The 23,567-nt window shown below is 71.0% G+C and carries 19 protein-coding genes; 11 read left to right on the top strand and 8 right to left on the bottom strand.

Annotated features, from left to right (window positions below; genetic code table 11):
• Window positions 1–71: 71 nt before the first annotated feature.
• Entirely contained in the window at window positions 72–1,040 is a 969-nt protein-coding gene (locus ACZ6AA_RS05205) for an ArsR/SmtB family transcription factor (protein WP_471456629.1), read from the top strand.
• Window positions 1,041–1,121: 81 nt separating this feature from the next.
• Here ACZ6AA_RS05205 and ACZ6AA_RS05200 read toward each other — a convergent pair whose 3' ends face one another.
• Window positions 1,122–2,558, bottom strand: coding sequence for a cation:dicarboxylate symporter family transporter (locus ACZ6AA_RS05200; RefSeq protein ID WP_468452322.1), 1,437 nt, complete (start codon window positions 2,556–2,558; stop codon window positions 1,122–1,124).
• Window positions 2,559–2,724: 166 nt separating this feature from the next.
• On the opposite strand from ACZ6AA_RS05200, the gene ACZ6AA_RS05195 reads away from it, so the two are divergent.
• The 6 genes from ACZ6AA_RS05195 to ACZ6AA_RS05170 all read left to right on the top strand — a co-directional run bounded on the left by ACZ6AA_RS05195 (window position 2,725) and on the right by ACZ6AA_RS05170 (window position 9,321).
• The gene (locus tag ACZ6AA_RS05195; protein WP_468481168.1) at window positions 2,725–4,497 is read left to right on the top strand and encodes a sensor histidine kinase; all 1,773 of its coding nucleotides are present in this window, start codon (window positions 2,725–2,727) and stop codon (window positions 4,495–4,497) included.
• The gene (locus ACZ6AA_RS05190) at window positions 4,494–5,180 is read left to right on the top strand and encodes a response regulator (protein ID WP_468452326.1); all 687 of its coding nucleotides are present in this window, start codon (window positions 4,494–4,496) and stop codon (window positions 5,178–5,180) included. The genes ACZ6AA_RS05195 and ACZ6AA_RS05190 overlap by 4 nt, the downstream gene beginning before the upstream one ends.
• Before the next feature lie 229 nt (window positions 5,181–5,409).
• On the top strand, window positions 5,410–6,774 hold the full coding sequence (locus ACZ6AA_RS05185) for an extracellular solute-binding protein (protein ID WP_471456328.1): 1,365 nt from the start codon (window positions 5,410–5,412) through the stop codon (window positions 6,772–6,774).
• Between the two features lie 74 nt (window positions 6,775–6,848).
• The gene (locus ACZ6AA_RS05180) at window positions 6,849–7,655 is read left to right on the top strand and encodes a carbohydrate ABC transporter permease (protein ID WP_468452631.1); all 807 of its coding nucleotides are present in this window, start codon (window positions 6,849–6,851) and stop codon (window positions 7,653–7,655) included.
• On the top strand, window positions 7,656–8,498 hold the full coding sequence (locus ACZ6AA_RS05175; RefSeq protein WP_471456326.1) for a carbohydrate ABC transporter permease: 843 nt from the start codon (window positions 7,656–7,658) through the stop codon (window positions 8,496–8,498).
• A 193-nt stretch (window positions 8,499–8,691) separates the two neighbouring features.
• A complete protein-coding gene (locus tag ACZ6AA_RS05170; RefSeq protein WP_468452633.1) occupies window positions 8,692–9,321 on the top strand; it encodes a helix-turn-helix domain-containing protein in 630 nt (209 codons plus the stop codon).
• Window positions 9,322–9,372: 51 nt separating this feature from the next.
• On the opposite strand, the gene ACZ6AA_RS05165 is transcribed toward ACZ6AA_RS05170, so the two are convergent.
• Window positions 9,373–10,398, bottom strand: a complete 1,026-nt coding sequence (locus tag ACZ6AA_RS05165) for an ATP-dependent 6-phosphofructokinase (RefSeq protein ID WP_468452332.1) — start codon at window positions 10,396–10,398, stop codon at window positions 9,373–9,375.
• Between the two features lie 251 nt (window positions 10,399–10,649).
• Between ACZ6AA_RS05165 and pta the strand changes: the two genes are divergently transcribed.
• The 3 genes from pta (at window position 10,650) to pyk (ending at window position 15,508) form a co-directional block, all read left to right on the top strand.
• Complete coding sequence (gene pta, locus ACZ6AA_RS05160; RefSeq protein WP_468481169.1) at window positions 10,650–12,770, top strand: phosphate acetyltransferase; 2,121 nt, start codon at window positions 10,650–10,652, stop codon at window positions 12,768–12,770.
• Window positions 12,767–13,975 carry an acetate kinase gene (locus ACZ6AA_RS05155; RefSeq protein WP_471456324.1) on the top strand — a complete coding sequence of 403 codons (1,209 nt, stop codon included), beginning with the start codon at window positions 12,767–12,769 and terminating at the stop codon, window positions 13,973–13,975. The genes pta and ACZ6AA_RS05155 overlap by 4 nt, the downstream gene beginning before the upstream one ends.
• 102 nt (window positions 13,976–14,077) lie before the next feature.
• Complete coding sequence (pyk, locus tag ACZ6AA_RS05150) at window positions 14,078–15,508, top strand: pyruvate kinase (protein WP_468452338.1); 1,431 nt, start codon at window positions 14,078–14,080, stop codon at window positions 15,506–15,508.
• Between the two features lie 170 nt (window positions 15,509–15,678).
• Here the strand turns inward: pyk and ACZ6AA_RS05145 are convergent, their stop codons facing one another.
• The 4 genes from ACZ6AA_RS05145 to ACZ6AA_RS05130 form a co-directional block, all read right to left on the bottom strand.
• The gene (locus ACZ6AA_RS05145; protein ID WP_471456322.1) at window positions 15,679–17,097 is read right to left on the bottom strand and encodes a hypothetical protein; all 1,419 of its coding nucleotides are present in this window, start codon (window positions 17,095–17,097) and stop codon (window positions 15,679–15,681) included.
• A 37-nt stretch (window positions 17,098–17,134) separates the two neighbouring features.
• The gene (locus ACZ6AA_RS05140; RefSeq protein ID WP_471456320.1) at window positions 17,135–17,713 is read right to left on the bottom strand and encodes a DUF6114 domain-containing protein; all 579 of its coding nucleotides are present in this window, start codon (window positions 17,711–17,713) and stop codon (window positions 17,135–17,137) included.
• 212 nt (window positions 17,714–17,925) lie between these two features.
• Window positions 17,926–18,543, bottom strand: coding sequence for a DUF6230 family protein (locus ACZ6AA_RS05135; RefSeq protein WP_380847693.1), 618 nt, complete (start codon window positions 18,541–18,543; stop codon window positions 17,926–17,928).
• Window positions 18,544–19,261: 718 nt separating this feature from the next.
• Complete coding sequence (locus tag ACZ6AA_RS05130) at window positions 19,262–20,245, bottom strand: tetratricopeptide repeat protein (protein WP_468452344.1); 984 nt, start codon at window positions 20,243–20,245, stop codon at window positions 19,262–19,264.
• A 372-nt stretch (window positions 20,246–20,617) separates the two neighbouring features.
• On the opposite strand from ACZ6AA_RS05130, the gene ACZ6AA_RS05125 reads away from it, so the two are divergent.
• A complete protein-coding gene (locus tag ACZ6AA_RS05125; protein WP_471456318.1) occupies window positions 20,618–21,292 on the top strand; it encodes a TetR/AcrR family transcriptional regulator in 675 nt (224 codons plus the stop codon).
• Window positions 21,293–21,301: 9 nt separating this feature from the next.
• Here ACZ6AA_RS05125 and ACZ6AA_RS05120 read toward each other — a convergent pair whose 3' ends face one another.
• Both ACZ6AA_RS05120 and ACZ6AA_RS05115 read right to left on the bottom strand, forming a co-directional pair.
• Window positions 21,302–22,351: a GDP-mannose 4,6-dehydratase gene (locus ACZ6AA_RS05120; RefSeq protein WP_471456316.1), complete on the bottom strand. Its 1,050-nt coding sequence runs from the start codon at window positions 22,349–22,351 to the stop codon at window positions 21,302–21,304.
• Window positions 22,348–23,544: a UDP-N-acetylglucosamine--N-acetylmuramyl-(pentapeptide) pyrophosphoryl-undecaprenol N-acetylglucosamine transferase gene (locus tag ACZ6AA_RS05115; protein WP_471456314.1), complete on the bottom strand. Its 1,197-nt coding sequence runs from the start codon at window positions 23,542–23,544 to the stop codon at window positions 22,348–22,350. The genes ACZ6AA_RS05120 and ACZ6AA_RS05115 overlap by 4 nt, the downstream gene beginning before the upstream one ends.
• Window positions 23,545–23,567 lie beyond the last annotated feature (23 nt).

Below are 23,567 nucleotides of genomic sequence, written 5' to 3'. Positions count from 1 at the left end.
TCGTCGAGATCGTCGTCCCTGTCGCCGTTCGGGGGATCGGCGACCGCTCGACACCAACGGGGGAACACACCGTGCTGCGCGTCCACTTCACCGCGACCGACCTCGTCCGCACCCGGGTCTCCGACGGAGCCGATCCGCTCTGGGAGACCGTGCTCAGCCTGCACCGCCTCCAGGACCAGCGTCCCGATCCGGCCCTCGCCGTCTGCCGCCGTTCAGGGCACGGCGACAGGCGGGGGCCGCTCGGGACGCTCCTGCCGCTCGTACCGAAACGCGGCTACTTCCCGGACTTCCTCACGCCACCGGCCGCCGCGGCCGGAGTGGAGCCCGGCCTGGAGGCGCTGATGTCCACACCGCGCACCCGGCTCCGCGCCGAGCTGGCCGTCCTCGGCGCCCGCAACCCGCTGCCGTCCTGGACCCGCTCCCTGGCCGACGGCGAACCCGCCGCGCTGCGCCGCCTCGCCCACGCCCTGCGCACGTACCACCAGGTGGCACTCGGCCCCGGCTGGCCCCGCGTCGCCCGGCGCGTGGGCACCGACCGCGCCCTGCGCCTGCACACGCTGTGGCACGGCGGCGCGGAGGCGATGCTGCGGACGTTCGGCCCGTCGATGCGGTGGCGGCCGCCGGTGCTCGAAGTGGCGTACCCGGTCGACCGGGACCTGCGGCTCGACGGGCGCGGGCTGCTCCTGGTGCCGTCCTGCTTCGCCCGCGGCCCGGTCGCCCTCGCGGACCCCGCGCTGCCGCCGACGCTCGTCTATCCGGCCCGGCCGCGCCCGGCCGACGACACCCGGCCCGCGTGCGACGGCCTCGCTCCCCTGCTCGGCCACACCCGGGCCGCCGTACTCCAGGCACTCGGCGGCGACCCCACCACCACGGAACTGGCCCGCCGGGCCGGGGTCTCCCTCTCCTCGGCGAGCGAACACGCCGCGGTCCTGCGGGAAGCGGGCCTGGTCTCCAGCGTCCGCCAGAGCAACGCGGTACGCCACGTACTGACACCGTTGGGCTCGGCGCTGCTGCGGGGCAATAGCCCGTCCGGCGGTTGAGGACATGTGAGCCCGTCCGGCGATTGAGGACGAGGCCGAAGGCCGATCCGGCCCCGGCCCCGTCCAAGGGCGACGCCCCCGTCAGACCTTCACAGCGGCCGCCTCGTCCACAGGCCGCCCCGACGCACCCTCGTCGTCGGCCCCGGGCGCAGGCTTCTTCTCCAGGGAAGGCCCCACGCCCTCGTGGTCGTCGTCGAGCAACGTCCGCTCGTCGAAGGGAAGCTTGCCGTCCAGGACGGCGGCAACCCGCTCCCGGTCGACCTCCTTGGTCCACGTACCGATCAACAACGTGGCCACCGCGTTGCCCGCGAAGTTCGTCAGCGCCCGAGCCTCACTCATGAAGCGGTCGACGCCGATGATCAGGCCGACGCCGTCGACGAGGGCGGGCTTGTGGGACTGCAGGCCGCTCGCGAGGACCGCGATGCCCGAGCCGGAGACACCCGCCGCGCCCTTGGACGCGATCATCATGAACAGGAGCAGCGAGATCTGCTCGCCGACGCCCAGCGGCTGGTCCATCGCGTCGGCGATGAACAGCGAGGCCATCGTCAGATAGATCATCGTGCCGTCGAGGTTGAAGGAGTACCCGGTGGGGACGGTGATGCCGACGACGGGGCGGCTCACGCCCAGGTGCTCCATCTTCGCGATGAGGCGCGGCAGCGCGGACTCCGAGGAGGACGTGGACAGGATCAGCAGGAACTCGCGGCCCAGGTACTTGAGCAGCTTGAAGAGGTTCACGCCGGTCACCAGGCGCAGCAGCGTGCCGAGCACCACGAGGATGAACAGGGCGCAGGTGACGTAGAAGCCGATCATGATGGTGGCGAGCGCCTTCAGCGCGTCCGTGCCGGTCTCGCCGATCACGGCGGCCATCGCGCCGAACGCTCCGAGCGGCGCCGCCCACATGATCATTCCGAGGATGCGGAAGACCAGCTTCTGGATGTGCCCCACGCCACGGAGGATCGGCTCGCCCGCCTTGCCCATGGCCTGCAGGGCGAAACCGACGAGGAGGGCCACGAGGAGGGTCTGGAGCACCTCGCCCGCGGTGAAGGCGGAGACCATCGTCTTGGGGATGATGCCGAGCGCGAAGTCGACCAGACCCTTGTCCGCCTCGTCGGCGGCGGTGTGGCCCGCCTTCTTGTCCGACGAGGTCAGGTCCATGCCGTCGCCGGGGTGCAGGATGTTGCCCACGACCAGGCCGATGGCCAGCGCGACCACGGACATCGCGACGAAGTAGGCGAGCGCGAGCCCGCCGACCTTGCCGACCTTCGCCGCCTGCCGGACCGAGCCCACGCCGAGGACGATCGTGCAGAAGATGATCGGCGAGATCATCATCTTGATCAGGTTCACGAAGCCCGTGCCGATCGGCTTGAGCTCCTTGGCGAAGTCCGGCGCGATGAAGCCGACGGCGATACCGAGCAGTACGGCGCCGATGACGGCGATGTACAGGTAGTGGGTCCGGTCCCGTTTCGCGGGCGGTGCGCCCGCCCCGGCGGTGTCGGCCGCCGTCTGTCCCTCTGCCACGGGGTGCCTCCTTGGGCTACGTACGCTGGGTACGACTGGCGTCTGCGTCCTCGCTAGTCGTGCGGCTCACGTCCTGGCGATTCCGGGTGACTATCTCCCGGCCTGTGACGGCGGTCACGATTACGTTCATTTAGTTCGCACATACACGACACGGCAGACTGGCCATATGCCCCAGGTCCCCCGACCACCCCGCCCGCCCCGCCGACCCCGCGGCCCGCGCAGCCTCGCCGGTCAGCTCTTCGCGATGCAGGTGGTCCTGGTGGCGGTCGTGGTCGCGGGCTGCGCGCTGTTCACGTACCTCAGCGACCGGCACCAGGCGGAGGAGGCCGCGCTCCGCCAGGCCACGGCGGCCGCCCGCGCGGTCGCGGACGCGCCCTCGGTGCGCGAGGCGATCCGCGGCGAGGACCCGTCCCGCAGGCTCCAGCCGTACGCCACCGACGTGCAGCGGCACACCGGCGTCGACTTCGTGACGATCATGGACCCGCGGGGCATCCGCTGGACCCACCCCGACCCCGACCGCATCGGCGAGCGCTTCCTCGGCCACACAGCGGAGGCCCTGCGCGGCCAGACCTTCACCGAGATCTACACCGGCACCCTCGGCGCCTCCGCACGCGTGGTCACGCCTGTCCTCGACGGCGGCGACGACCGGCGCGGCGAGAACGGCCGCATCGTCGGCCTGGTCAGCGCGGGCATCACCATCGAGGCGATCAGCGCGAAGGCGCGCGGCCAGCTCGTGGCGCTGCTCGGCGTCGCGGTGGGCGCGCTCGCGCTCGGCGCGGTGGGTACGTACGTGATCAACGCCCGCCTGCGCCGCAGCACCCACGGCATGAACGCCGCCGAGCTGAGCCGCATGCACGACTACCACGAGGCCGCGCTGCACGCCGTGCGCGAGGGGCTGCTCATGCTGGACGGGCGGCGGCGCGTCGCCCTCATGAACGACGGCGCGCGCGAGCTGCTCGGCGTGCCCGAGGGCGTCGTCGGGCGGTACGTCACCGACCTCGGCCTTCCCGCGCCGCTCACCGGCGCGCTGCTCGACGCCGAGCCGCGCATGGACGAGGTGCATCTGACGGCCGACCGGGTGCTCGTCGTGAACACCTCGCCGGTGTCGGGCGGCGACCGCAGGGGCACCGTCGTGACCCTGCGCGACCACACCGAACTCCAGGCCCTCGCGGGCGAGTTGAGCTCCGAACGCGGCTTCACCCGGGCGCTGCGCTCGCAGGCCCACGAGGCCGCGAACCGGCTGCACACCGTGGTCTCCCTCATCGAGCTGGGCCGCGCCGACGAGGCCGTGGAGTTCGCCACCGCCGAGCTGGAGCTGGCCCAGGCCCTCACCGACCAGGTCGTCGCCGCCGTCAACGAACCCGTGCTCGCCGCCCTCCTCCTCGGCAAGGCCGCCCAGGCCAACGAGCACGGCGTGGAGCTGGTCGTCTCCGCCGACACCAGCGTCGACGACGGCATGCTCCCCACCGGCCTGCCGCCCCGCGACCTCGTCACCATCCTCGGCAACCTCATCGACAACGCCGTCGACGCCGCCCAGGGCTCCCCCTCGGCCCGCGTCACGGTCACGGTCCGCGCGGAGTCCGGTGGCCTCCTCCTCCGCGTCACGGACACCGGCCCGGGCGTGGCCCCCTCCCGACGCGAGTCGGTCTTCCAGCACGGCTGGAGCACCAAGGCCCCCTCGGGCCGGGGCCTCGGCCTCTCCCTGGTCCACCAGACGGTGACGCGACACGGGGGAACTCTGACCTTGACGGAACCGGAGGGGGGCGGCGCAGAGTTCACAGCAACGCTGCCGCCCGTGGGCGGCTCGTCCAATGCTGCCGCCACCGCTGTGGGCAATCGTCCCGCAGGGCGGGACGGGTGGGCACAGCGACAGGCCGACGGTGCCGATAATGCAAGCGCCCACGCAGGCGTACGTACAGAAGATGAGGCCGACAGATGACCGAGCCAGACATCCGGGTCCTCGTCGTCGAAGACGACCCCGTCGCGGCCGACGCCCACGTCCTCTACGTGAACCGCGTGCCCGGCTTCGAGGTCACCGCCACGGCCCACACCGCCGCCGAGGCCCGCCGCGCCCTGGACAGGACCCCGGTCGACCTGATCCTCCTCGACCTGAACCTCCCCGACGGCCACGGCCTGGCCCTCGCCCGCACCCTGCGCGCGGCCGGCCACCGCGCGGACGTCATCGCGGTCACCTCGGCCCGCGACCTGGCCGTGGTCCGCGAGGGCGTCTCCCTCGGCGTCGTCCAGTACGTACTGAAACCCTTCACGTTCGCGACCCTCCGCGACCGCCTCACCCGCTACGCGGAATTCCGCACCGCCGCGGGCGAGGCGACGGGCCAGGACGAGGTGGACCGCGCCCTGGCGACCCTCCGCGCCCCCGCCCCCGCCGCCCTCCCGAAGGGCCTCAGCGGCCCCACCCTGGAGAAGGTGACCCGCACGCTCCAGGACGCCGCCCCCGACGGCCTCACCGCGGCGGCCACCGCGGACACCACCGGCCTCTCCCGCATCACGGCCCGCCGCTATCTGGAGCACCTGGTGACGACCGGCCGAGCCGCCCGCAGCCCCCAGTACGGCCATGTGGGCCGCCCCGAACTGATCTACCGCTGGCTGCCGCCGTCCTGACCACCGGACGGCACGCCCGTCCCGCCGTCCTGATCAACGCCCGCGAGCCCCCAAACCCCCACCCCATAACAACGTTGTCACGTTACTGACAAGCGTCAACGCACAGCCTCCGCAACCCCGTTGCAAGGGCATTGACCTTGCTCCGAGCCCGCGCTTACGTTCACCGGCAGCAGCCCCGCGCGGCAGCACCCCCGCGCCGCGGCGCGGCCGCGTCGGACCGTAGGAGGTCGTGCCCGTGCGCCCCACCGCCCCCGCCCCTCTGCTCCTGGCAGCCGTGCTCGCCGCCTCCACCCTGACCGCGTGCGGCGGCGGCTCCGGCGACGACCCGGACACCGTGAAGGTCTCGTACAAGCAGTCCATGGACAACAAGATCCGGGTGATGGACGACTACCTGGAGTCGATGAAGAAGCAGTTCGAGAAGGCGAACCCCGGCAAGAAGGTGAAACTGGTGCCGATCAAGGCGCCGGACGCCGAGTACTACACGAAGGTGCAGCAGATGCTGCGCTCGCCGAAGACCGCCCCCGACCTGGTCTACGAGGACACCTTCCTCATCAACTCCGATATCACCAGCGGGTACTTGAAGCCGCTCGACCCGTATCTGGACAAGTGGAAGGAGTGGCCGAAGTTCATCGACACTGCCAAGGCGGCGGCGAAGGCGGAGGACGGCAAGACGTACGGCGTGCCGGACGGCACGGACACCCGCGGCCTCTGGTTCGACAAGGACATCTTCGCGAAGGCGGGCCTGCCCGCGAACTGGCAGCCGAAGAACTGGGACGAGATCCTGGACGCGGCCCGCACCATCAAGGAGAAGGTGCCGGACGTCGTCCCGCTGAACGTCTACACCGGCAAACCCGGCGGTGAGACCTCGTCCATGCAGGGCATGGAGATGCTCCTGTACGGCACGGGCGAGAACCCGCTGTACGACCCGAAGGCGAAGAAGTGGGTGGTGGGCGGCCAGGGCTTCAAGGACTCCCTGAAGTTCGTGGAGACCGTCTACAAGGAGAAGCTCGGCCCGGACGTCGAGGACGCCCTCGACCCGAACATGGCCACGCGGGTGCGCGGCGAGTTCCTGCCCAAGGGCAAGCTCGGCATCAACCTCGACGGCTCCTGGCTGCCGCAGGACTGGCTGCCGGGCTCGGGGCACGAGTGGCCCGAGTGGTCCAAGGAGTTGGGGCTCGCGGCGATGCCCACGCAGCACGGTCAGGCGCCCGGCAAGGTCAGCATGTCCGGCGGCTGGACGTGGGCGATCCCGTCGAAGGCGGACAACGCCGACCTGGCGTTCAAGTTCATCGAGACGATGCAGACCAAGGAGAACGCGAAGAAGTGGTACATCGCGAACTCCGGCATCTCGGTGCGCGAGGACGTCGCGAAGGACCCTGCGTACATCAAGGCGCAGCCCGGCATCAAGTTCTTCACCGACCTGGTCGCGTCCACGCACTACCGCCCGGCGTTCCCGGCCTACCCGAAGGTCTCCACGGCGATGCAGGAGGCCATGGAGCAGGTCACGACGGGGGACGGCTCGGTGGACAAGGCGGCGAGCGGCTATGACGACGAGGTCGAGTCGGCGACCGACGGCAAGGTGATCGAGAAGTGACGGCTCCCCCGGGCCACCGGCGGCTCGCCCGCTCGCTGGCCCGGGCCCTGCCCGTGTCGCCCGCGGTCGTCCTCATGGCCCTGTTCCTCGCGGGCCCGATCGGCTACTGCGCGTACATCGCCTTCACGGACCTCCAGCTCACCGGCCAGGCCCACGAGTCGTTCGTCGGCTTCGAGAACTTCCGGACGGCGTTCGACGACGAGGACTTCATCAACGCGGTCTGGCTGACGCTCGTCTTCACGTTCCTGTCGTCGATCGTCGGCCAGAACACGCTGGGCCTGGCCCTCGCGGCGCTGATGCAGCGGGCGTCCAAGACGGTCCGTACGATCACCGGGGCGGTCGTCGTCACGGCGTGGGTGCTGCCGGAGGTGGTCGCGGGCTTCCTCCTGTACGCCTTCTTCCGCCGCGACGGCACTCTCAACGCGGTCCTGGACTTCCTGCACCTGCCGTCGCAGAACTGGCTGTTCACCCTGCCGATCCTGGCGGTGTCGTTCGCCAACGTCTGGCGCGGCACGGCCTTCTCGATGCTCGTGTACTCCGCCGCCCTCAACGAGATCCCCAAGGAGATCACCGAGGCCGCGGAGGTGGACGGCGCCAGCGGCTGGCGCCGCATGTGGCACATCACGCTCCCCATGATCCGCCGCTCCATCGGCACGAACCTGATGCTCAACACCCTGCAGACCCTGTCGGTCTTCGGCCTGATCTGGGTGATGACGCGCGGCGGCCCCGGCAACCGCAGCCAGACCCTCCCGCTGTTCATGTACGAGCAGGCCTTCCAGAAGAGCATGATCGGCTACGGCACGGCCGTGGCCCTGCTCCTCCTCCTGGTCGGATCCCTGTTCTCACTCATCTACATGCGCCTGCTGCGCACGGAGGTCTGAGTGTCGTCCACACCGTCCGCGCGCCGTACGAGAAGCCGCAAACTTGCCGCGAACATCGGCCTGTTGACCGTCGCCGCGACCTTCGCGGTGCCGCTCGCCTGGGTGCTCCTGTCCGCCCTCGACCCCAAGGCCGACGTGGGCATGAAGGCCCCCGACGGCATCACGCTCGACAACTTCGACGCGGTCCTCACCGACGAGATCACGTTCACGCCGATGCTCAACAGCCTCCTGCTGTGCGGCGGCGGCACCCTCCTGACCGTGATCAGCGCGGCCCTCGCCGCGTACCCGCTGTCCCGCTACAGGTCCCGGCTGAACCGCCCGTTCATGCTCACGATCCTCTTCGCCACGAGCCTGCCCATCACCGCGATCATGGTCCCGGTGTACGCGCTGTTCGTCCGCGTCGACCTCATCGACACCATGCAGGGCACGATCTTCTTCTTCGCCGCGTCCCAGCTCCCGTTCTCCATCTGGCTGATGAAGAACTTCATGGACGGCGTCCCCAAGGAGCTGGAGGAGGCCGCCTGGACCGACGGCGCCTCGCCCTTCCAGTCCCTGATCCGCATCGTCCTGCCCCTGATGGGCCCCGGCGTGGCCGTCGTGACGGTCTTCTCCTTCGTCATGATGTGGGGCAACTTCTTCGTCCCCTTCATGCTCCTCCTGTCCCCCGAGCAGATGCCGGCGGCGGTCAGCATCAACGACTTCTTCGGCTCCAAGGGCGCGATCATCTACGGCCAGCTGGCGGCGTTCTCCCTCATCTACTCGACACCGGTGATCCTGCTGTACGTCCTGGTGGCGCGGAGGCTGGGCGGGGGGTTCGCGTTGGGGGGCGCGGTCAAGGGGTGATTCCGGCACAAAGAGGGGCGCTCGGAGCACGGAGAGGGCGCCCGCCCGCCGTACTTTCGTACGAGGCGCAACCCTGTGTGAACAAACCGTAGTCGCCGCACCCACGCGGCCATACCGTGTGCCCGTGCAACCGAGCCAGCCCACGCCTCCGTTCAACTTCCCCGCAGCGCGCCGCCTCCGTGAAGCACTGGGGATGGCGCCGGGCCACGTCGCGTACGGCATGCGGGCGAGCTACGGCCTCGCCCATGTCACGCCGGACACCGTGACGGCCTGGGAGCGCGGGCTCGCCGCGCCGAACGCCGCCGAGTTGGCCGCGCTCGCCGCGACACTGTGGTGCTCGCCCGGCGAACTGATGGGCGCGGCCACGACGCTGCGCGAGCACCGCCTCGCCCGCGGCCTCGCCCCGGAGGACGTGGCGCGCGGGGCGGGCGTGGAGATCCAGGCGTATCTGCGCATGGAGGAGACCAACCAGTGGCGCGGCACCGACCGCCAGTCCGCCGCCCTGAGCCGCACCCTCCGCCTCCCCCTGCCCGACTTCGTCACGGTCACGGGCCGCGCGGACGACCTGGCGGAACTGCTGCGCAGCGCGGTGACGACCCGCTGGCAGGGCTACGTACGCCCGGTCAGCAAGCTGCTCGCCGCGGACAAGCGCGACATCGAGGGCCCCCTGCGCAAGCTCCACGAGGACTACCAGTCCCGCATGGTCCGCACCCTGAGCTGGGGCGGCGGCGCGAGCGCGGACGCGTCGGGCCACGCGGGCCGCGACTTCCTGGACCGGATCCTGGACCACTTCTGGCCGCTGGTGCCGGACCGCACGGACTGACCGGCCCCGGAAGCCGCTGCCTACCGGCCCGGAAGCCGTTGCGTACCGGCTCTAGAAGACCGACTCCGCCTCGTCCATCCGGTCCTTGGGGACCGTCTTCAGTTCGGTGACCGCCTCGGCGAGCGGGGCCATCACGATGTCCGTGCCGCGCAGGGCCGTCATGTGGCCGAAGTCGCCGCGGTGCACGGCCTCGACGGCGTGCCAGCCGAAGCGGGTGGCGAGGACGCGGTCGTACGCGGTGGGGGTGCCGCCGCGCTGGACGTGGCCGAGGATGACCGGCTTGGCCTCCTTGCCGAGGCGGCTCTCCAGCTCGAAAGCGAGGGCCGTGCCGATGCCCTGGAAGCGCTCGTGGCCGAACTGGTCGATGGCGCCCTTGCCGTAGTTCATGGTGCCGTCGGCGGGGTGCGCGCCCTCGGCGACGCAGATCACGGCGAACTTCTTGCCGCGCGCGAACCGCTCCTCGACCATCTTGACCAGGTCGGCCGGGTCGAAGGGCCGCTCGGGCAGGCAGATGCCGTGGGCGCCGCCGGCCATGCCGGACTCCAGCGCGATCCAGCCCGCGTGGCGGCCCATGACCTCGACGACCATGACGCGCTGGTGGGACTCGGCGGTGGTCTTCAGGCGGTCCATCGCCTCGGTGGCGACGCCGACGGCGGTGTCGAAGCCGAAGGTGCGGTCCGTGGAGGAGATGTCGTTGTCGATGGTCTTCGGGACGCCGACGACCGGGACGCCCGCGTCCGACAGCATCTTCGCGGCCGTCAGGGTGCCCTCGCCGCCGATCGGGATGAGCGCGTCGAAGCCGCTCTTCTCGATGAGCTCCTTGGCGTTGTCGCAGGCGGCGCGGAAGCGGTCGCGCTCCAGGCGGGAGGAGCCGAGGATGGTGCCGCCGCGCGAGAGGATGCCGCTGACCGCGTTCAGGTCGAGGGTGCGGTAGCGGCCGTCCAGCAGGCCCGCGTATCCGTCCTCGAAGCCGATGACCTCGTCGCCGTAGTTCGTGACCGCTCGGTGCACGACCGACCGGATCACTGCGTTGAGGCCCGGGCAGTCGCCGCCCGCGGTGAGAATTCCGATACGCATCGCGCTGTGTCTCCTGCTCGCTGCTGGTACTTGTGAGCCGATCCGATTGTTCCACGGCCCCGGCGGGGCCGCCGCCCCGTCGTCCGCTCTGCGACCTAGCCAGCCGCAGAGGTATTGTCAAGAGGGCACAGCCAACAATATCGGGTGTATTTCCGGCGCTGCCGGAGCTGCCCTCCCCTCCTGACCAGCGAATCCACGCCGGCGTAGGCACCGAAGGACCGGCGCAGGCCAAGAAGAAACGGAGAGCACGCGTGACGCGCAGCGTGTACGTGACCGGGATCGACCGGGGCGACGGCCGCCAGGTCGTCGAGCTGGGAGTCATGGAGCTCCTGACCCGTCAGGTCGACCGCGTGGGCGTCTTCCGCCCGCTCGTCCACGACGGACCCGACCGCCTCTTCGAGCTGCTCCGCGCCCGCTACCGGCTCGCGCAGGACCCCGCGTCCGTGTACGGCATGGACTACCACGAGGCGTCCGCGCTGCAGGCCGAGAAGGGCACCGACGAGCTGGTCTCCCAGCTCGTCGACCGTTTTCACGCCGTCGCCCGCGCCTACGACGTGGTCCTGGTCCTCGGCACCGACTTCGCCGCCACCCAGCTCCCCGACGAGCTGGCGCTGAACGCCCGGCTCGCGAACGAGTTCGGCGCCTCGGTCCTGCCCGTGGTCGGCGGCAAGAACCAGACCGCCGAGTCGGTGCGCGCCGAGACCCGCAACGCCTACCGCGCCTACGACAGCCTCGGCTGCGACGTCCTCGCGATGGTCACCAACCGGGTCGCCCCCGCCGACCGCGACGAGATACACGAGCGCCTCGCCGCCCGCCTCCCGGTGCCCTGCTACGTCCTGCCGGACGAGCCCGCCCTGGCCGCGCCGACCGTCGCGCAGATCACCCACGCCCTCGGCGGCAAGGTGCTCCTCGGCGACGACTCGGGCCTGGCCCGCGACGCCCTCGACTTCGTCTTCGGCGGCGCCATGCTGCCGAACTTCCTGAACGCCCTGACCCCGGGCTGTCTGGTCGTGACCCCCGGCGACCGCGCCGACCTGGTCGTCGGCGCCCTCGCCGCGCACAGCGCGGGCACCCCGCCCATCGCGGGCGTCCTGCTGACCCTGAACGAGCAGCCGGGCCCGGAGATCCTGCGCCTGGCCGACCGGCTCGCGCCGGGCACGCCCGTGGTCGCCGTCGAGGGCGGCTCCTTCCCGACGGCCGCCGAGCTGTTCGCCCTGGAGGGCAAGCTGAACGCGGCGACGCCCCGCAAGGCGGAGACCGCGCTCGGCCTCTTCGAGCGGTACACCGACACCGCCGACCTGCTCAAGCGCCTCTCCGTCTTCGGCAGCGACCGCCTCACGCCGATGATGTTCGAGCACAAGCTCCTGGAGCGGGCCCGCACCGACCGCCGCCGGGTCGTGCTGCCCGAGGGCGCCGAGGAGCGCGTGCTGCGCGCCGCCGACGTGCTGCTGCGCCGGGGCGTCTGCGACCTGACCCTGCTCGGCCCGGTGGAGGCCATCCGCAAGAAGGCCGCCGACCTGGGCGTCGACCTGAAGGACGCACAGCTCATCGACCCGGCCACGTCGGACCTGCGGCAGGGCTTCGCCGAGGAGTACGCGCGGCTGCGCGCCCACAAGGGCGTGACGGTCGAGCTGGCGTACGACGTCGTGGCGGACGTGAACTACTTCGGCACGCTGATGGTGCAGGGCGGCATGGCCGACGGGATGGTGTCGGGCTCCGTGCACTCCACGGCGGCGACGATCCGCCCGGCCTTCGAGATCATCAAGACCAAGCCGGACGCGTCCATCGTCTCGTCCGTCTTCTTCATGTGCCTGGCCGACAAGGTCCTCGTGTACGGCGACTGCGCGGTCAACCCGGACCCCAACGCCGTCCAGCTCGCGGACATCGCCGTGCAGTCGGCCGCCACCGCCGACCAGTTCGGCGTCGAGCCGCGCATCGCGATGCTGTCGTACTCCACCGGCACCTCCGGCTCGGGCGCCGACGTCGACAAGGTCCGCGAGGCCACCGAGCTGGTGCGCGGCCAGCGCCCGGACCTGAAGATCGAGGGCCCGATCCAGTACGACGCGGCCGTCGAGCCGTCGGTCGCGGCCACCAAGCTGCCGGGCTCCGACGTGGCGGGCCAGGCCAGCGTGCTGATCTTCCCCGACCTGAACACCGGCAACAACACCTACAAGGCCGTGCAGCGCTCGGCCGGCGCGATCGCCGTCGGCCCGGTCCTCCAGGGCCTGCGCAAGCCCGTGAACGACCTGTCCCGCGGCGCGCTCGTCCAGGACATCGTCAACACGGTCGCCATCACGGCCATCCAGTCCCAGACCCCCACGTCCCCGTCCTCCACGCCCCAGTCCCCCACCGAGAAGGCAATCCCCCAGTGAGCGCGTCCCGTGTCCTCGTCCTCAACTCCGGCTCCTCGTCGGTGAAGTACCAGCTGCTCGACATGGCGGACAGCAGCCGTCTGGCCGTGGGCCTCGTCGAGCGCATCGGTGAGGAGACCTCCCGGCTCAAGCACACCCCGCTGACGGGCGACGGCGCCGAGCGCGAGCGCACCGGCCCGATCGCCGACCACGAGGCCGCCCTGAAGGCCGTCGCCGCGGAGCTGGCCGCCGACGGCCTCGGCCTGGACTCGCCGGAGCTGGCCGCGATCGGCCACCGCGTCGTGCACGGCGGCAAGCACTTCACCGAGCCGACGGTCGTCGACGACGCCGTGCTCGCCGAGATCGAGCGCCTGATCCCGGTGGCCCCGCTGCACAACCCGGCCAACCTCACCGGCATCCGCACCGCCCAGGCGCTGCGCCCCGACCTGCCCCAGGTGGCCGTCTTCGACACCGCCTTCCACACGACGATGCCGGAGGCCGCGGCCCGCTACGCCATCGACGTGGCCACCGCCGACGAGCACCGCGTGCGGCGCTACGGCTTCCACGGCACCTCGCACGCGTATGTGTCGCGGACGACCGCGGAGCTGCTCGGCAAGGCCCCCGAGGACGTGAACGTGATCGTCCTTCACCTCGGCAACGGCGCGTCCGCGTCCGCCGTGCGCGGCGGCCGGTGCGTGGACACCTCCATGGGCCTGACGCCGCTCGAAGGGCTCGTCATGGGCACGCGGTCGGGAGATCTGGACCCGGCCGTCATCTTCCATTTGGCGCGCGTCGGCGGGCTGTCCATCGACGAGATCGACACTCTTCTCAACAAGAAGAGCGGCCTTATCGGTCTGTGCGGCGACAACGACATGCGGGAGATCCGCCGCCGCATCGACGAGGGCGACGAACAGGCCCGGCTCGCCTTCGACATCTACATTCACCGGCTGAAGAAGTACATCGGCGCCTATTACGCGGTTCTCGGCCGGGTGGACGCGATCGCGTTCACGGCGGGTGTCGGGGAGAACGCGGCACCGGTGCGCGCGGCCGCCGTCGCGGGTCTGGAGGAGCTTGGCCTGGCGGTGGACGGCGAGCTGAACTCCGTACGGAGTGACGAGCCGCGGCTGATCTCGCCCGAGTACGCCCGGGTGAAGGTCGCCGTCGTGCCGACCGACGAGGAACTGGAAATCGCCGCGCAGACTTATGCACTGGTCGGGCGGCATTGAAATGCCGCTCCGCCGCGTAAGCAACTGAGCGCCGACCCGCCCATTTGTATCTTCCGCCAGATGGAATATTCCGAAGCGAAACAAACCGATAGGATCGCCCCCATGCGCCGTTCCAAAATCGTTTGCACGCTGGGCCCCGCCGTCGACTCCGAAGATCAGCTCGTCTCGCTGATCGAAGCCGGAATGAACGTGGCCCGCTTCAACTTCAGCCACGGCACGCACGCCGAGCACCAGGGCCGGTACGACCGCGTCCGGGCCGCGGCGGAGCGCACGGGCCGCGCGATCGGCGTCCTCGCCGACCTGCAGGGCCCGAAGATCCGTCTGGAGACCTTCGCCGAGGGCCCCGTCGAGCTGGTGCGCGGTGACGAGTTCACCATCACCACCGAGGACGTGCCCGGCGACAAGTCGATCTGCGGCACGACCTACAAGGGTCTGCCCGGCGACGTCTCCAAGGGCGACCAGGTCCTCATCAACGACGGCAACGTCGAGCTGCGCGTCGTCGAGGTCACCGGGCCGCAGGTGAAGACGATCGTGGTCGAGGGCGGTGTCATCTCCGACCACAAGGGCATCAACCTGCCCGGCGCGGCCGTGAACGTCCCCGCCCTGTCCGAGAAGGACATCGAGGACCTGCGGTTCGCGCTGAAGATGGGCTGCGACATGGTCGCGCTGTCCTTCGTCCGCGACGCCGACGACGTCAAGGACGTCCACAAGGTGATGGACGAGGAGGGCCGCCGGGTCCCCGTCATCGCCAAGGTGGAGAAGCCGCAGGCGGTGGCGAACATGGAGGGCGTCGTCGCGGCCTTCGACGCCGTCATGGTGGCGCGCGGCGACCTGGCGGTCGAGTATCCGCTGGAGAAGGTCCCGATGGTGCAGAAGCGCCTCGTGGAGATGTGCCGCCGCAACGCCAAGCCGGTGATCGTCGCGACCCAGATGATGGAGTCGATGATCACCAACTCCCGCCCCACGCGCGCCGAGGCGTCCGACGTCGCCAACGCGATCCTGGACGGCGCGGACGCGGTGATGCTGTCGGCCGAGTCCAGCGTGGGCGCGTACCCGATCGAGACGGTCAAGACCATGTCGAAGATCGTCACGGCGGCGGAGGAGGAGCTTCTCTCCAAGGGCCTGCAGCCGCTGGTCCCCGGCAAGAAGCCGCGCACGCAGGGCGGTTCGGTGGCCCGCGCGGCCTGCGAGATCGCCGACTTCCTCGACGGCAAGGCGCTGGTCGCCTTCACCAAGTCCGGTGACACCGCACGCCGACTGTCCCGCTACCGCGCGGCCCAGCCGATCCTGGCCTTCACCACGGACACCAGCACCCGCAACCAGCTCGCCCTGAGCTGGGGCGTCGAGGCGTACGTCGTGCCGCACGTGGACAACACGGACGCCATGGTCGAGCTGGTCGACGCCGAGGTGCTCAAGCTCCAGCGCTACAACGACGGCGACACCATGGTCATCACGGCCGGTTCGCCCCCCGGCATCCCCGGCACCACCAACATGGTCCGCGTCCACCACCTGGGTGGCGGCGACCGCGACTGAGCCACGGGTCCCCGGTCCGGATCCCCGACCAGAACCGGACCGGGACCCGTTGTCTCCCGGGAGTGCTCCGGCACTCCCGTGAGTACCTGAAAAGCATCGAGGGCGCCCCCTGCGCAAGGGGGCGCCCTCGGTGTTCGACGTGCCGCGGCTCCCGGAACGGGACTCGGTGCTCAGTCGGTGATCGACTGGTGCAGGCCGGGGATGGTCAGCTCGCCGCCGAACTGGCCCGCCTGCTGGACCTTCACGTTGGTGAAGTAGATCAGCGGCAGGTTGAGCGGCGGCGGGTGCTCCGGGTCGAACGTGATCGGGATCAGACCGAAGAGGTTGCCCGAGATCCGCTCGGTGTACATCGTCGTGTCGCCGTTACGGATCGTGGACGTGGAGCCCTTGGCCGCCTGCACGTGGTACTTCTTGCCGTTCGGGCTCTCGACGATCTGGTGCAGGTCGCCGATGTCCGTGCCGCCGCTGATGATGTACTTCAGCGCCTGCTTGGTGCGGCCGTCGGGCATCTTCAGGTTCACGACGCCCTTGTAGTCCGCGCCCTTCAGGAGCAGCGAGCTGGCCTCCAGGTGCCAGGGCTGGTTCGGAATCGGCGCGGGCGACTGCTCGTCGTCACCGTCGACCTTCTTCTCCACCACGCACGGGAACGGCTTCTTGCCGTCCTCGTCCGGCGCCATCGGGTCCTTGGACTCCTCGGGTTCGTCCTCGTCCCCGTCCTCGGCCTTGTCCTTGGCCTTCTCCGCCGCCTTCTCGGCCTTCTCCGCGACCTCGTCGGCCTTCTCGGCGGCGTCCTTCAGACGGTCCTCGGCCTTGTCGGAGGTGTCCTTCAGGCCGTCCTTCGCCTTGCCGAGGGTGTCCTCGACGGGCTTGGTGGCCCGGTCGGACTCCTTGCCGTCCCTGCTGTCCCTGCCGTCGTCGTCCGAGGAGTCCGAGGAGCCCGAGGACTTCCCGTCGCCCGACTCGTCGTTCTCGGCCTTCTCCTCGGCGGCCCTCTTCTCCTCGGGCGTGAGGATGTCCTTGATGGCGTCGCCGAGGCCGAGCGGGTCGAGCGGGTTCTTGGGCTTGGCGGGGTCCGGCTCGTCGGCCGTGTCCTCGTCGTCCTTGCCACTGTCCCCGGACCCCTTGTCGGAGTCGCCGTCGGAGTCCTTGCCGGAGCCGGCGTCACCGGACGGCCCGGACCCGGAGGTGCCCCCGTCCGCGTCGCCGCCCGAGGGCTTGGACGTACCGGAGTCGCCGGAGGAGCCGTCGCCGTCCTCGCCGTCGGCCTTGTCCTTGGCCTCGTCGGCCTTCTTGCGGGCGGCCTCGGCCTTCTTCTCGGCCTCCTTCGCGGCCTTCTCCTTGGCGTCCTGCTCGTCCTTGGCGTCCTGCTCGGCTTCCTTGGACTGCTCGTCCGGCGCCGTGACGCAAGGGCCGTCGCGGAAGGGGTTCTTGGGCACGCCCGGCTTCGCCTGGGCGAGCTGGGGGGTCAGACCCATGCCCATCAGTACGGCGGTGGGCATGGCGGCGAGGGCTATCGCCTTCCCGGCGGGTACGTGCAGCCGGGTCAGGAGCGGCTTCTTGGGGGCCGCGTGCCGCGGCCCCGTTCTCACACGGGACGTGTCCGCATCAGTCCCGCGGCGCGCCTCGTCAGCCGGCACGGTTCCTCCCGTTCGTCCCGTTGTCCGGGCTCGTTCCTGAGAAGTCATCGGTCGCACCGCCCACCTCCGGCACGGCTCCGTACGCGGCCCCCGCGGCCGCGGGCTCCGGAGCCCCGTCGTCGAATCCCCCGGCGTCGGGCGCCTGGGCGCGCCGCCTGGAGCGCTTCTCGGGCTTGGTCGGCATCCAGGAGACGCCGAGCGCACCGCCGATGAGGGCGAGCAGGAAGCCCATGACGAAGCCGCCGAAGTTGGACACCACCAGGGAGACCAGGGCGAGCAGAATCGCCGCGACGCCCGCGAACACGCGGGACATCGGCTGGAACCACATGGTCAGGCCGAGCACGACCAACAGCACACCGATGATCAGCGATCCGGCACCGGCGGTGGTCGCCATCCGGATGGTCATCGTGCCCAGGGTGAGGTTCGCATAGGGGAAGTACATGATCGGGATGCCGCCGAGCAGTGTCAGCAGTCCACCCCAGAACGGGCGCTGACCGCGCCACCCTCGGAACGATTGGCGCATCCGGCCAAGCCTGTTGCCAAGGCCCACTTGCGCTTCGGCGCTCATGTCGTACAGCTCCTCGGGTATGGCGTTTGGTTCTGTGTGTGCGGATTCGGGCACGGGGACGGCTGGTTGAAGTGAGTTACGGCGCCCCCGCGCCCGGCCGTTTCAGCGCGACAAGTGCGGCTCAGGACAGCATCGGCCTCGACAACGGCCTCAACGACGGCGTCGGTCAAGACGAAGCGGATGAGACTGAGGTGACCGAGGCCGCTACCGCCTCAGTAGCACTCGTGCTTGCCCTTCTTGACCGACATGCCGAGGCCAGAGAGCTTGAAGGTGCCGGCCGTGGTCGCCCACGCGCGCTGCTTCACATCGGTGAAGCGGACCTTGTCGGCCTGCTGCGCGAACGAGTCCGGGACGTACTTGTCGCCCTTGGCCGGACCCGGGCCCTTCGTCGTACGGTCGATCGAGACACCGATGTCGACATTGGTGAAGGTCGCGTTGGCCTTCAGGTCGTCGGCGTCGATGTAGAGCTTCTTCGCCTCGACCCTCGGGCTGCCCTTGCCACCGGCCTTGAGGACCATCGACACATCGCCGAAGACCGGAACCGGGACGACCACGGACTGGCAGAGGTTGGTGATCTTCGCCGATTCCATGCCGACGACGGCGACCGGGTGGTTACCCGACTTGCCGCTGTCCATCCCGCCGTACTGGACGAATCCCGTACCGTCGAGCTGATCCGCGGTCACCTTGAACTGCTGACCGGACACACTGAACGATGCCGCGAGCGCACCCTGCGAGAGGGCCACGCCTATCGCGGCCGTCGCCGCGACGCTCGGCACCATGACCACGGCGAACCGCTTCCATCTGGTTCCGCCACGAGCCACGGACTCCATGACTTTCCTCCTTCTCGGACGTACATCTCCGGCCCTGACTGCTCCCGTTCGGGCGGCTCAGCCGGGCAGGGATGGGAGAAGTGCTACGTCCTCGGTAAGGAGAGCGCCCGCGTAAAGGGGCGCGCAGCGCGCCTCGATCACCGGCGATCACCCCCGAGCGACAACCACTGGTCGCGCCTGACGCATCACGCACAACCTTGCTGGACAGGCCCTGCCGGAACCGGCAGAGACCCCCCTGTCCCAGACCGGCGACGGTGCCGTCGGCCTGCTCGGTGGGGACCCAGAATTCCCGTCTCCCGATTGGCTGTCGGGCTGCGGGCAATGGACCGAGCGTGGCCGATCGTGGTGCATTCTCGGCGTCCGCACAAGGGGGTTCGTTACTGGCTGGTAACGGCCGGATAACCGACCCGGCACCGCCCGGCATCGGTCAACGACACACGGTGGCCCTAACGGCCGCAAAATATCGGGTGATTGGCGAATAGAAGCGGACAGATCGCTGCGCTGCTCTTACTCCAAGTAACAGTGGCCGCGTTTACCAAGATTCGGTAAAACGCGGCCACTGTGGCGCTGCCTCGGCAGACTTTTCACTTGCGCACCACGGCCCGGAACGCTTAACCACAGGTCAGCGAACGGGCCGGGGCAAATCCGACAGATTGCCGGGGTGGGACTGGCGGGACCGGCGGGGCCCAAGGGCCCCCGCCCACCGGCCAGTCAGCGATCAGAAGAGCACCCGGGCGAGCGCCGTGCGCGACGCCGTCACGCGCGGATCGTCGGCGCCGACGACCTCGAAGAGTTCGAGCAGCCGCAGCCGCGCCGCCTCCCGGTCCTCACCGGCGGTGCGCCGGACCGTCTCCACCAGGCGCCCGAAGGCGTCCTCGACATGACCGCCGACCAGGTCCAGGTCGGCCGCGGCGATCTGCGCCGCCGCGTCGCCGGGCTTCTCCGCGGCGTCCTTGCGGACCACGGCCGGGTCCAGGTCCTGGACCCGGCGCAGCAGTTCGGCCTGGGCGAGGCCGAGCTTGGCCTCGGTGTTGCCGGGGTCGTCGCTCAGCACGTTCTTGTACGCCTGGATGGCGCCGCCGAGGTCGCCCGCGTCCAGGGCCTGGACGGCCGCTTCGAGCAGCGCGTCATAGGGGCCGGCCGGGGCGGCGGGGGCGGCCTGCGGCTCGTCGCCGGAGGCGTTCGGGTCGACGACCAGGCCGGTCAGGCCGAAGCGCTCCTCGCCGACCTGGATCAGCTGGTCCAGGGTCTGGCGGATCTGCGCCTCGGGGGCCGCGCCCTGGAAGAGCGGCAGGGCCTGGCCCGCCACCACCGCGAAGACCGCCGGGATGCCCTGCACCCCGAACTGCTGCATCAGCATCTGGTTCGCGTCGACGTCGATCTTGGCGAGCAGGAAGCGGCCGTTGTACTCCAGCGTCAGGCGCTCCAGGAGCGGGCTGAGCTGCTTGCACGGCTCGCACCACTCGGCCCAGAAGTCGATGACGACCGGTACTTCGGTGGAGCGCTGCAGGACGTCCCGCTCGAAACCCGCCTCGTCGACGTCGATGACGAGACTCGCGGGAGACACCCCGGCACCCGCGCCCGGGCCGCCCTGCCGGGCCGCTTCGGCGCGCGCCTGCTCCGCCTTCGCCTTGGCCTCCTGGGCCGCCTTCACCGCGGCGAGGTCGACGACTCCGCTCATGGACATGTTCCGTGGCTGCATGAGTACATCCTCCCCCAAGCCGCGCGGGAACCGTGCCCGCCCGCCCGACTCCCGCCGCCACCCCGCCGCGGAAGTCGCTTCGCCCCCCGGCCCGATCGCGGCCCCCCGCCGGATTGCGGTGCCGTCGGCTGAACCGATTCGCCTGTTCCTTCGGGCCCGAGGAGGACCGTGGATCTCGCGGGGTCCCCACCCCGCTCTGTGGTTGCCGCCCGACGGGCGGTGAGACTCGCTCGCAGCGGTCTGCCGTCGAACACGGCTTTCGCTACGGCTCGTAGCGTAACTGCAGGACACGGGGCGCGGCAGCGGGCGTCGCGTGATCTGCCTCACTCGGCGCTGGCCAGGGCGGTCATACTCGCCGGTATGGTCGCGGGCATGCAGAGCCGCAACACACCGCCGACGCGCGCCGGGGGCCGCCCCCGCAGCACCGAGGCGGACACCGCCATCCTCGAAGCGACCAGGCAGGCCCTGGTCGACCTCGGCTGGACCAAGCTCACCCTGGGCGACGTGGCCACCCGGGCCGGGGTCGCCAAGACCACGCTCTACCGGCGCTGGGCGGGCAAGAGCGAGCTGGTCGTGGACGCGGTGGCCGAGCTCTTCGACGAGCTGGAGCTGCCCGACAGCGGCAGCCTGGCCACGGACATCGAGGGTGTGGTGCTGCAGTTCGCCGCATTGTTGGGGCGGCCCGAGACGAAGACCGCGCTGATGGCGGTCGTCGCCGAGTCCACCACCGACGAGCCCCTGCGCGAGCGCATCCGCGCGTCCATCGTCGACCGCCAGAAACGCCTCGTCCTCGCGGGTCGCGCCCGCGCCCAGGACCGCGGCGAACTCCCCGTCGAGCCGGACCCCGCCACGGCGGCCCGCACCGCCGACCTCATCTTCGACGTGATCGCCGGCGCGGTGGTCCACCGCGCCCTGGTCAGCGCCGAACCGGTCGACGCGGAGTGGGCCCGCCGCTTCACCTGGCTGGTCCTCGGCGGCCTCTCGGCAACCACCGGCCCGGCCCCCGAACCGGGCACCCCGGCGACCACCCACGGCGGCGCCCCGTAGCACGGGCCCCTAGACCTGGTACGTGTGGGCCGCGAAGAGGGTGAGGTTGTCGGCTACCCAGGTCGAGGTGCGGGTGAGGCCCTCGCGGAGGGGGACGAGGGGCTGCCAGCCGGTGAGTTCGTGGGCGCGGGAGTTGTCGGACACGAGTCGTTCCACCTCGCTGCCCGCGGGCCGCATGCGGGAGGGGTCGGTGACGACGACGGCGTCCCGGCCGCTGGCGGCGATGAGTTCCCGGGCCAGGTCCCCGATGGATATCTCCCGGCCCACGCCGAGGTTGACCACCTGGCCGACGGCCGCGTCGTGCTCCGCCACGGCGAGGAACCCGCGCGCGGTGTCGGTGACGTAGGTGAAGTCCCGCGTGGGCGTGAGCGAACCCAGCTTGATCTCGCGGGCCCCGGCGTGCAGTTGGGCGAGGATCGTGGGGATCACGGCGCGCGCGGACTGTCGCGGGCCGTAGGTGTTGAAGGGCCGCACCACGGCGACGGGCAGTTCGAAGGCGTGCCAGTGCGACAGCACCGTCATGTCGGCGCCGATCTTCGAGGCGGAGTACGGCGACTGCGGCTGGAGGGGGTGGCTCTCGCTGATGGGAACGGTCAGCGCGGTCCCGTACACCTCACTGGTGGAGGTGTGGACGAGGCGACGCACGGAGTGGCGGCGGCAGGCCTCGGCGATGTTCTCCGTGCCGACGACGTTGGTCTGCACGTACGCGCCGGGAGAGTCGTAGGAGTACGGGATCCCGATGAGCGCGGCGAGGTGGAAGACGGTGTCGCAGCCGTCGACGGCGTCCATCACGCGCCCGGCGTCGCGCACGTCACCGGCGACGAACTCGACGCGCGGGTCCCCGGCGAGGTGCGCCAGATGCCCCTTGTCGCCGTACGGCTTGTAGTGCACGAAGGCACGGACGTGCGCCCCGCGTTCGAGGAGCAGGTCGACGAGCGTGGAGCCGATGAAGCCTTCGGCGCCGGTGACGAGGACGGTGCGGTCCTGCCAAGAGAAGGGGGCGAAGGGGGCGGCGGGGGCGAGGTCATTCGGGGAGGGGGAAGGGGAAGGGGCGTTCATGCCGCGTACTCCAGGTGATCGGTGTGGTGGGTGAGGTGCAGGACCCGCTCGGCGAGCAGATCGGCGGCGCGGGCGTGCGGCCCGGGATCCGCGGCGCCGCTCATGGCGGCGAGCCGCGCGGGCTCGGCGAGGAGCGGTTCGAGGAGCGCGGCGAGCCGGTCGGCGGTGGTCTCGGCGTCGGGCAGGAGCAGCCCGGCGCCCGCGTCGGAGAGGACCCGCGCGTTGTGGGTCTGGTGGTCGCCGGGGGCGTGCGGGTAGGGCACGAGGACGGCGGGCACGCCGGTGGCGGCGAGTTCGGCGACGGTGGCGGAGCCCGCGCGGCAGACGACGAGGTCGGCGGCGGCGTAGGCGAGGTCCATCCGGTCCAGGTAGGGCACGGCGTGGGCGACCGACTCCCCGCCCTCCCGCGCGAGCCGCCGCCGCGTCTCGTCGAGCGCGGCCGGACCGGTCTTGATCAGCAGGGATACGTCACCACGCCACCGCCACCGCGCGGCGAGCCCGAGCGCCGCCTCGGTGAGCCGGGCGGCGCCGAGGCTGCCGCCGTTGAAGAGCACGAGCCGCGCCCCTTCGGGCACCCCGAAGGCGCGCCGGGCCTCGGCGCGCAGCGCGTCCCGGTCGAGGGCGGCGAGGGCGGCGGCGATGGGCATGCCGGTGGTGGTGGCGCGGTCGCCGCCGGGCAGATGGGCGCGGCTGCGGTCGAAGGCGACGGCGATGTGCGGGGTGAGGCGGGCGGCGAAGCGGTTGGCGCGCCCCGGCACCGCGTTGGACTCGTGGATGAGGCTGGGCAGCCCGGCCATGCGGGCGCCGACGATGACGGGGGCGCTCGGGTAGCCGCCCATGCCGACGGCGACCTGCGCGCCCTGGTCGCGCAGGATGGCTCGGCACTGGGCGCCGGACTTCACCAGGGCGGCGGGCAGCAGATAGCGGCGGGCGCCGAGGGACGGGTCGAAGGGGATCATGTCGACGGTGTGCAGCCGGTACCCGGCGTCGGGGATGAGCCGGGTCTCCAGGCCGCGCTCGGTGCCCACGAAGGAGATCACCGCGTCCGGCACGGCCCGGCGCAGGGCGTCGGCGAGGGCGAGGCCCGGGTAGATGTGGCCGCCGGTGCCGCCCGCGCCGATCACGACGGACAGCGGCCTGTACGTGTGGGTCGCCGCGGCGCGGGCCGCGGCGGGAGTGACGGGAGTTCTCATGACGCCGGAGCTTCGCGACCCGT

The organism is Streptomyces sp. NPDC040610 (assembly GCF_055594065.1).
Note: the sequence above shows the minus strand (reverse complement) of the source record. Positions and strands in the feature narration are given on the sequence as shown.